Below are 8,283 nucleotides of genomic sequence, written 5' to 3'. Positions count from 1 at the left end.
GGCCAGATCTCCTTCTTGGCGATGGTGTCGGGCACGTGCCAGGGCGGGTTCAGCACGATGTCGGAGATGTTGGAGTGTAGCATGGGCGTCTGGTCTTCGGGCTTCCCCGCCACCGCCTTCATGGCCATCACCGGCTCGCCGTCGCGATAGGCCGCAAGGACCGCGGCGGCGATGTTCACCTGGATGCGGGTGTCGGGCAGCTGGCGCGGCAGCCAGCGCCAGCGCTCCATGTTGGCCTCGATCTGCAGGATGCGCTGGCCCACCGGCAGGTTCAGCACCGCCAGTGTCGGCGGCCCCACCTCGCCGTCGGCCTTCAGCCCGGTGCGGCCCTGGAAGCGCTGCACGGCGGCCTGCAGCGCCGGATCGTAGACGTCCGGCTGGGCCGGCGCCGCCTCCACCGTGCTGTCCTCCGCCGCCAGCCGGGCGCGGAGTGCAGTGACGCGCGGATCGCTCATGCCCACGGTCAGCGGCGTGTCCGCCTCCGGCACCGTGCCCCAGCCGTGGCCGGCGGAGATGGTCCGGTAGGTGGCGAGGCTCTTCCGCAGCGCCTGATAGCCCTGGTAGCGCGGCGGCAGGCTGTCGAGCCAGGGCTTCAGGCTGTCGGAGGCGATCGCGGCGTTGAACTCCGGCGTCGGGTCATAGGGGGCCGGCCGCACCGACCACTCCGCCAGGAAATCCGAGGGTTTCAGCCGCTGCCCGCGCTGGGCGCGGGCGTAGGCCAGGATGGCGGCCTTCAGCCTGGCCTGGGTGGCGGGGGTCTGCAGCGCCTGCGCCTTGAGGGCGTCGGCGAGGTCGGGGGGCGTGAACTCGGTCTTGCGGAAGCCGTGGCTCGGCGCGTCGGCCAGGGCCTTGACCAGGGTGTCGACCTGGCCTTGCGTCAGCCCGCTCCGCGCCGCCCACGCGCCGCGGGCGCCTGCAAAGGCTGCGGCGGTTAGGGCGGCGGACCCCGCGAGCAGGGCCCGGCGATGGGGTTCGGGCGACCGGTCGGGCATTGAGGCACTCCACGGCTGCGCGAGGCGCGCGCCGCCTGATCTCGGGGCTTTCGATACGGCGCGGGCGCCCCTTACCGCAAGCGGCCAGAACGAACAAAGCCGCAACCTCGGGTCCCGTGAGACAAAACGCCGGGCGTAGAGGCGGGTGTCCGCCCTACGGTTGCCTCAAAGCCTCACGGGCGGCATTGAGCAGGAGCGCCATGCGCGCACCGAGTCCGAGGCGACCTTTGTCAGAGCCCGCGTCCGCCAGCGCCAAGACCCCGAGTTCGCAGGCCCTCGCCATCGTGCGGGTGGCGAGCGGCAATTTCCTAGAGATGTACGACTTCATGGTGTTCGGCTACTTCGCCGCCGACATCGGACGCGCCTTCTTCCCCGGTGGCGACAGCTTCGCGTCGCTGATGAAGTCGCTGATGACCTTCGCCGCCGCCTTCCTGATGCGGCCGGTGGGGGCGCTGATCCTGGGCGCCTATACCGACCGGCACGGCCGCCGCGCCGGGCTGATCCTGACGCTCGCCCTGATGGCGGTGGGCATAGCCACCCTGACCTTCATGCCGCCATACGCGGTGATCGGGCTGGCGGCGCCGGTTCTGGTGCTGCTCGGGCGCTTGCTCCAGGGCTTCTCCGCCGGCGTGGAGCTCGGCAGCGTGTCGGTCTATCTGGCCGAGATCGCGCCGCCGGGCCGCAAGGGCTTCTACGTGAGCTGGCAGTCGGGCAGCCAGCAGGTGGCGGTGGTGACCGCAGCCCTGGTGGGCGTGGCGACGGAGCACTTCATCTCGCCCGCCGCCATGGGCAGCTGGGGCTGGCGCATCCCGCTGCTGGTGGGCTGCCTGATCGTGCCGCTGCTATTCCTGCTCCGCCGCCACCTGCCCGAGACCGAGGCCTTCCAGAAGTCCCACGTCACGAGCCTGGGCGAGGTCGTGCGCGAGATGGGCAAGGCGTGGCCGGTGGTGCTGGTCGGCACGATGCTGGCGGTGATGACGACGGTCAGCTTCTACACCATCACCGCCTACACCCCGACCTTCGGCGAGCACGAGCTGCACCTGTCCGCCCTTGCGGCGCTAGGGGTGACGCTGTGCGTAGGCGTGTCCAACCTGATCTGGCTGCCCATCATGGGCGCGCTCTCGGACCGCATCGGGCGTCGGCCGTTGCTGATCGCCTGTACGGTCGGCGTGCTGGCGACGGCCTATCCCGCCATGGTCTGGCTGACCCACGCGCCGTCGTTCGGCCGGCTGCTGGCGGTGGAGCTGTGGCTGTCCTTCCTCTACGCCAGCTACAACGGGGCGATGGTGGTCTATCTGACCGAGATCGTGCCCCAACGGTTGCGCGCCACCGGCTTCTCCCTGGCCTACAGCCTGGCCACCGCCATCTTCGGCGGCCTGACGCCGGCCATCGCCACCGGCCTGATCCACGTCACCGGCGACAAGGCCATGCCGGGCGCCTGGCTTTCGCTGGCGGCCGCGCTCGGGCTGATCGCCACCCTGGTGTCGGGAAGGCTGAAGCGGGAGACCCGCGGCGAGGCGGGCGCCGCCGCTTAGCCGACCGAAGGTGCGGCACGGGGGGTGAACTCCCGCTGGGCAGGCGGGAAGCGCCTGCCGGAGAGGTACCTGAGCAAGGGGCGCTCCAGGCCGTAGTGGATCGCCAGCCCTGCGACGGCCGAACTGACCATGCAGGCGGCGATCATGAGGACCAGCTGCAGAGGACCGTGGATCGGCAGGCGCTGCACGGCCAACCCCACCAGGCCGATGCAGATCACCTGGAACAGGTAGATCGCGTAGCTGGCGTCGCCCAGCATGCCGAGCGCCTTCAGCCTGGGCAGCCGGCCGCGGGTCTCCAGCGAGATGGCGCCCGCCACGATCATCAACGCCGGGACCCCCCAGGCCAGCACCTGAGGCAGCTTCATCATCGTGCTCAAGCCAAGCGCCACGAAGCCGATCGGCAGGAGCAGGCTGAGGTCATGGCTTCGCAGGCGCTCCCGTCCCACCGCGAGCCCGACGCCGGCCAGGAATTCGAACAGCAACGGATCGGTGTAGCTCCGCCAGAGCGCGTTATCTGATTTCAGCAGCAGGCCCGCGACGACCAGCAGCCCGAGCGTCACCACCGCCACCCCCACCAGTCGCCTGGCCGCGATGCCGGCGGCGAAGACGATATAGAAGAACATTTCATAGTTCAGCGACCAGCCCACCGCCAGGAGGGGCCAGATCTCGCCCGCATGCTCGGGGCTGTAGTGCGGGATGAACAGGAGCGAATCGGCCACATGGGCGACCAGTGGGCCGTTCAGCGCCGAAGCGTGGTTCAGCAGGATCAGGGGTGCGGAGACGATCGTCGCCAGCCAGTAGGGCGGCACGATGCGGATCAGTCGGCGGCGGAGGAACTCGCCCGTCGTCTCGCTGCGCGCGGCCGAGTACATGACAAAGCCGCTGATGACGAAGAAGACGTCGACCCCGCACTGCGCCAAGCCGAAGTCCGCCAGCGGATTGTAGAGCCACGGATGCACGTTGCGCGCGTGATGGAAGACCACCAGCAGGGCGGCGATGGCCCGCAGGTACTGGATCGAGGCTAGCTTCTCCTTCACCCCGCGAACTCCAAAGGCCAGCCGCGCTTCGCGGCCGCGCCAAGGTGACGCAAACCTCTGAACACTCCGTCAGCGCAGGTGTCCAACCCCGCCAACAAAGCTGAAGCGGGCTGTTAAGGCCCCGTCCCTTAGGCTTGCGGACCGGTGGGGGAGAGGCGGCGTGGAACCAAGGGGCAGGCTGGAGGGACGCTACAGCCGCCGCGCGGCCCTGGCCGGGGCATTGGCCCTGTCGGCGTGCGGCCGGGGGCGGGGCGACGCCCAGGCGCAGCCCTATGACGCCCCGAACCAGCGCCTGCCCGCCCTGGGCCTGCGGGACATGGCTCAGGTTCCCGTCGGCAACTGCATCAGCACCGCCGAGCTCGACAACGCCGACTACGTCGCGATGAGCGTCAAGCAGTGCAGCCAGATCATCCCGGCCTGGCAGTTCCAGATGGAAGCGACGCTGCGCCCGGACGGCGGCTTCCAGTTCGAAGACGCCGACCGGATCGCCGCCTTTGCGCGTGCCAACGCCCTGGCGCTGCACGCCACTGCACTGGTCTGGTACACCCAGGAGCCGCCAGCCCTGAAGGCCCTGGACGGCCAGCCCGACCGCTTCGCCCTGGCGGTGCGCAACTACGTCCAGGCGATCGCCGGCCGCTATCGGGGGCAGGCGGGCAGCTGGGACGTGGTCAACGAGCCGATCCGTGACGATGGGTCGGGGCTGCGCGACTGCCTGTTCAGCCGCAACCTCGGCCAGGAGGACTACATCGTGCGCGCCTTCGCCTGGGCGCGGGAAGCCGATCCCTCCGCCATGCTGGTGCTGAACGACTACGACCTGGAGCGCACACCCAGGAAACGCTGGGCCTTCATGAGACTGGTGGAGCGGTTGCTCAAGCGGGGCGTCCCCGTGCAGGCGCTGGGCACCCAGTCGCACCTGGACATCGGCATGGACCCGGCGGTCTGCCGTCCGGCGATGCGGGAGCTGGCGACGCTCGGCCTGCCGATCCGGGTGTCGGAGCTGGACGTATCGTTCCAGGCGCCCCGCACGAGCTTCATGCCGCGGGCGCAGAAACTGGCGCTCCAGGCGCAGCTCTATGCGGAGGTGGTCGGCGGGTTCCTGGAACTGCCGCGACACCAGCAGGTGGGGTTTGCGGTCTGGGGCCTGGACGACAAGCGATCCTGGCTACGCTACCGGCCGGGCGACGGCGCTGCAGCGGACTGCCCCTGTCCGTTCGATGACGATGAGCGGCCGAAGCCCGCCTTCTTCGCCCTGGCGGACGCGTTCAGCCGGGGCTGAGGATCAGGCGGCCTTGACGCCGGCCGGCGCCTTCTTGCGCACCACACGCACGGGCTTGGGCGGCTTGCGCGCCTCGCGCTCAGCCAACTCGGCCTCGATCAGCGGGAGCAGCATCTCGGCCTGCTTCTGGCGGGCGCCCTCGGGCTCGTCCTGCAGGCGCAGCGCATTCGCCTTGAGGCTTTCCAGGGCCTTGTCATCCATCGTGGGCAGCATGTCGGCTACGGCCATGGGGTCTCCGATAACTCGAAAAACTAAGGGCCGGCGCTGAGGCCGGCCCTTCACACGTGGGATCAGGCCGACTTCAGATTGACGGCGCTTTCCTTGCCCGAACGCTTGTCGCGCTCCAGTTCGAACGCGACGGTCTGGCCCTCGTTGAGGGAGCCCAGGTCGGAGCGTTCGACCGCGGAGGCGTGGACGAACACGTCCTTGCCGCCGTCCTGCGGCTGGATGAAGCCGTAGCCCTTAGTCGCGTTGAACCACTTTACGGTGCCGGTAGCCATGAGAGCCTCCATTGGCGTTAAGCTGACGGAAGGGTCCGCAGCTATCGAGTCTGGAAGGGTCGGCTAGAAGGATCCCCGCGCTTCGCGAGACGGCCTGAAGCGTTACGCAGCAGAGATCGACACCGCCAATATAGGGGAAGGCGTCGATTAAACCAACCGTATTCAGCCGAAGGCTCCGACCGCCAGTCGCCAGGGCCTGACCTCGACCGAGGCGAACAGGCCGGCCCGGGCGTAAGGATCGGCGGCGGCGAAGGCCCGGGCGGCGGCGAGGTCGGCCGCTTCCACGACCAGCATCGACCCGAGCGGGCCGCCGTCCGCCTCGTCCAGCCACGCGCCGCCGACCTTCACCTGCACCTCGCCTTGCGCCAGGTAGGCGAGGTGGTCCGGCCGGGTGGCGGCGCGCAGCTCGCGCGAGCCGGGCTTGTCGGCGCACAGGATCAGGAACAGGGTCATCGGTGGGAGATCTTCCTGAACGCCACCCGTTCCATCTTCAGCGGACGGGAAAGCAGGTTGTCTATGGCGGTTTCGACACCGGTCTCTCCGGCCACCACCTCGGCTACAGCCTCGCAGATGGGAACGTCTACGCCCAGCCGCCTTGCGAGAGCGGTCACGGCCGGCGCCGAAGACAGGCCTTCGGCGACGGAGAGCTTGCCGGCCGAGGCTTCCTGCAGCGTCTCGCCCCGGCCGAGCGCGATCCCGAGGCTCATGTTGCGCGACTGCGGGCTTGAGCAGGTCAGCACCAGATCACCCAGGCCGCACAGGCCCGCCAGCGTCTCCGCCCGCGCGCCGAGCGCGACGCCGAGCCGGGTCATCTCGGCGAAGCCGCGGGTGATCAGACCGGCATGGGCGCTGCGGCCGAGCCCGCGTCCCTCCACCACGCCGCAGGCTATGGCGAGCACGTTCTTGACCGCGCCGCCCGCTTCGGCCCCCACCACGTCGTCGGCGACGTAGGGACGGAAGCTCGGCAGGGCGATGGCGCGGGCGATCGCCTCTCCAAGGTCGAGATCGGCGCAGGCCAGGGTCACCGCACAGGGCAGCCCCCGCGCCACCTCCGCCGCGAAGCTCGGGCCGGAGAGCACCGCGATCGCGCGGCCCGGCAGCACCTCGGCCGCGACCTCGCTCATCAGCTGCAGCGAGCCCTGTTCCACCCCCTTTGCGCAGAGCACCACAGGCGCGCCAGGCGAGAGGTGGCGGGCGAAGGTCGTCAAGGTAGAGCGCATGTGCTGGGCAGGGCAGGCGGCCAGGATCAGGTCGGCGCTGGCCAGGTCGGCGGGGCGGCCGGTCGCCGTCACGGTATCCTCCAGCCGGACGCCCGGCAGGTAGGCGGGGTTCTCGCGAGTCCTCGCCATGGCCTCGGCCACGTCGGGCTCATGGGCCCAGAGACGCACCTGCAGGCCGGCGCGCGAGCCGACCTGTGCGAGCGCCGTTCCCCACGCGCCCGCGCCAATGACGCCGAGCGTCCTCACGCCGATCCGACCCACGGCGAGCCTGTCGGCGGCGACCGGCTCACGCCTTCGCTCCCTTGCGCCCGGCCACGTGCGTCGGCTGCAGCCGCGCGGCTTCTGCGTCCAGCGGCCAGCGCGGGCGCGCCGCCGCGTCCCAGCCATCGGTGAGCCCGAGCGCCAGCCGCTCGGCTCCGGCCAGGGCGATCATGGCGGCGTTGTCGGTGCAATAGGCAAGCGGCGGAGCCGCGAAGGCGAAGCCGTGGCTGGTGGCCGTCGCCTGCAACCGGGCCCTCACCGCCATGTTCGCGGCCACCCCGCCTGCGACCACGAACAGCCGACCCTCCGCTCCGTGCTCGCGGACATAGCCGGCCATGGCGCGGGCGCTGCGTTCGCAAAGCTGGTCGGCGATGGCGTCCTGCACGGCGAACGCCAGGTCGGCCCTCTCCGCCTCGCTCACCACGGTCTCCGCCAGGCGGGCCGCGGCCGTCTTCAGCCCCGAGAAGGAGAAGTCGCAGCCCGCCCGGCCCAGCAGCATCCGCGGAAGGGTGAAGCGGCCCGCCTGCCCGCCCTTCGCCAGCGCCTCCAGCGCCGGACCGCCGGGGTAGGGCAGGCCGAGGCTGGCGGCGATCTTGTCGAAGGCCTCGCCCGCGGCGTCGTCGATGGTCGTCCCCAGCCGGCGTGACCGCCCGATCCCTTCCACCGCCAGCAACTGGCAGTGGCCGCCGGAGACCAGCAGCAGGAGGAAGGGATAGGGGGCCCGCGCCGCCAGCCTGGCCGAGACCGCGTGACCCTCCAGGTGGTTCACGGCCATCAGGGGCAGGCCCTGCGCCATCGCGATGGCCTTGCCCGCCGAAAGGCCGACCATGACCCCGCCCACGAGCCCCGGACCCGCCGTCGCCGCCACGCCGTCGAGCTGGCCGAAGCCGAGTCCGGCCTCGTCCATGGCCTGGGCGATGATGGTGTCGATGATCTCCACGTGCGCCCGCGCCGCCACCTCGGGCACCACGCCGCCGTAGGGGCGGTGGGCTGCGACCTGGCTGGCCACCACGGAGGACAGCACGTCCGCCGGCCCCTGGCCGCCGTCCGTCCAGCGCACCACGGCGGCGGCGGTCTCGTCGCAGCTGGTCTCCACGCCGAGGACGGTCAGGCTGGGCACGGGTGAGCGGGGCTCGCGTTGCAGGGCCGGCTCCTGTACCCACCGGCGGTCCCTCCGAGGTAGCCGTCCATCCCTGCCCATGCAACCGACCGGCCCCATCGCCGTCCCTAGCAGCCCGAGGCGCCACCACGTCCGCCGCACTGTCGACGCCCGCCCGCAGGGCCGAAGCTTGTCATCGGGTGGCAAGGCCCTGGCTGCAGGCGGACTCCGCTGCTGGCGCGAGGCGGCCGGCGGGGCGCGCGCGGAGCTCGGCTGATCCGGGTGCGCAAGGGGGAACTGATATGGGTCACCCGCGCCCAGCCGGGCGCCGGCGCCACCGCGGCGCGCCTGCAGGCGCTCGGC

General features: G+C 71.0%; 9 protein-coding genes. 2 read left to right on the top strand and 7 right to left on the bottom strand.

Going from position 1 to position 8,283, the window contains the following annotated elements:
• Nucleotides 1-992 (bottom strand): peptidoglycan-binding protein (locus HUV06_RS12835; protein ID WP_174301654.1); only part of this gene is annotated, 992 nt, incomplete at its 3' end.
• Nucleotides 993-1,219: 227 nt separating this feature from the next.
• Between HUV06_RS12835 and HUV06_RS12830 the strand changes: the two genes are divergently transcribed.
• The gene (locus tag HUV06_RS12830; RefSeq protein WP_254601106.1) at nucleotides 1,220-2,527 is read left to right on the top strand and encodes an MFS transporter; all 1,308 of its coding nucleotides are present in this window, start codon (nucleotides 1,220-1,222) and stop codon (nucleotides 2,525-2,527) included.
• On the opposite strand, the gene HUV06_RS12825 is transcribed toward HUV06_RS12830, so the two are convergent.
• Nucleotides 2,524-3,564 (bottom strand): acyltransferase, encoded by a 1,041-nt coding sequence (locus tag HUV06_RS12825; RefSeq protein WP_174301652.1) that lies wholly within the window; start codon nucleotides 3,562-3,564, stop codon nucleotides 2,524-2,526. The two genes, HUV06_RS12830 and HUV06_RS12825, sit on opposite strands and share 4 nt — an antisense overlap.
• A gap of 160 nt (nucleotides 3,565-3,724) precedes the next feature.
• Between HUV06_RS12825 and HUV06_RS12820 the strand changes: the two genes are divergently transcribed.
• Nucleotides 3,725-4,840: an endo-1,4-beta-xylanase gene (locus tag HUV06_RS12820; RefSeq protein ID WP_254601104.1), complete on the top strand. Its 1,116-nt coding sequence runs from the start codon at nucleotides 3,725-3,727 to the stop codon at nucleotides 4,838-4,840.
• Between the two features lie 3 nt (nucleotides 4,841-4,843).
• Here the strand turns inward: HUV06_RS12820 and HUV06_RS12815 are convergent, their stop codons facing one another.
• The 5 genes from HUV06_RS12815 to tsaD all read right to left on the bottom strand — a co-directional run bounded on the left by HUV06_RS12815 (nucleotide 4,844) and on the right by tsaD (nucleotide 7,941).
• Nucleotides 4,844-5,068: a hypothetical protein gene (locus tag HUV06_RS12815; protein ID WP_174301651.1), complete on the bottom strand. Its 225-nt coding sequence runs from the start codon at nucleotides 5,066-5,068 to the stop codon at nucleotides 4,844-4,846.
• Between the two features lie 62 nt (nucleotides 5,069-5,130).
• On the bottom strand, nucleotides 5,131-5,340 hold the full coding sequence (locus HUV06_RS12810) for a cold-shock protein (RefSeq protein WP_174301650.1): 210 nt from the start codon (nucleotides 5,338-5,340) through the stop codon (nucleotides 5,131-5,133).
• A gap of 162 nt (nucleotides 5,341-5,502) precedes the next feature.
• Complete coding sequence (locus HUV06_RS12805; RefSeq protein ID WP_174301649.1) at nucleotides 5,503-5,793, bottom strand: YciI family protein; 291 nt, start codon at nucleotides 5,791-5,793, stop codon at nucleotides 5,503-5,505.
• Nucleotides 5,790-6,812 carry an NAD(P)H-dependent glycerol-3-phosphate dehydrogenase gene (locus HUV06_RS12800; protein WP_254601110.1) on the bottom strand — a complete coding sequence of 341 codons (1,023 nt, stop codon included), beginning with the start codon at nucleotides 6,810-6,812 and terminating at the stop codon, nucleotides 5,790-5,792. The genes HUV06_RS12805 and HUV06_RS12800 overlap by 4 nt, the downstream gene beginning before the upstream one ends.
• Before the next feature lie 34 nt (nucleotides 6,813-6,846).
• On the bottom strand, nucleotides 6,847-7,941 hold the full coding sequence (tsaD, locus tag HUV06_RS12795) for a tRNA (adenosine(37)-N6)-threonylcarbamoyltransferase complex transferase subunit TsaD (protein ID WP_371811081.1): 1,095 nt from the start codon (nucleotides 7,939-7,941) through the stop codon (nucleotides 6,847-6,849).
• Nucleotides 7,942-8,283: the final 342 nt, after the last annotated feature.

This window comes from Caulobacter sp. S45 (genome assembly GCF_903642205.1).
GTDB lineage: Bacteria > Pseudomonadota > Alphaproteobacteria > Caulobacterales > Caulobacteraceae > CAHJWH01.
The sequence above is the reverse complement of the archived record's forward strand: the minus strand, read 5'-3'. Positions and strand labels throughout refer to the sequence as shown.

Bases quoted from the DNA above. Each gene is read 5' to 3' on its own strand.
- HUV06_RS12810 (WP_174301650.1), bottom strand. From the start codon at position 5,340: ATGGCTACCGGCACCGTAAAGTGGTTCAACGCGACTAAGGGCTACGGC.
- HUV06_RS12805 (WP_174301649.1), bottom strand. From the start codon at position 5,793: ATGACCCTGTTCCTGATCCTGTGCGCCGACAAGCCCGGCTCGCGCGAG.
- HUV06_RS12815 (WP_174301651.1), bottom strand. From the start codon at position 5,068: ATGGCCGTAGCCGACATGCTGCCCACGATGGATGACAAGGCCCTGGAA.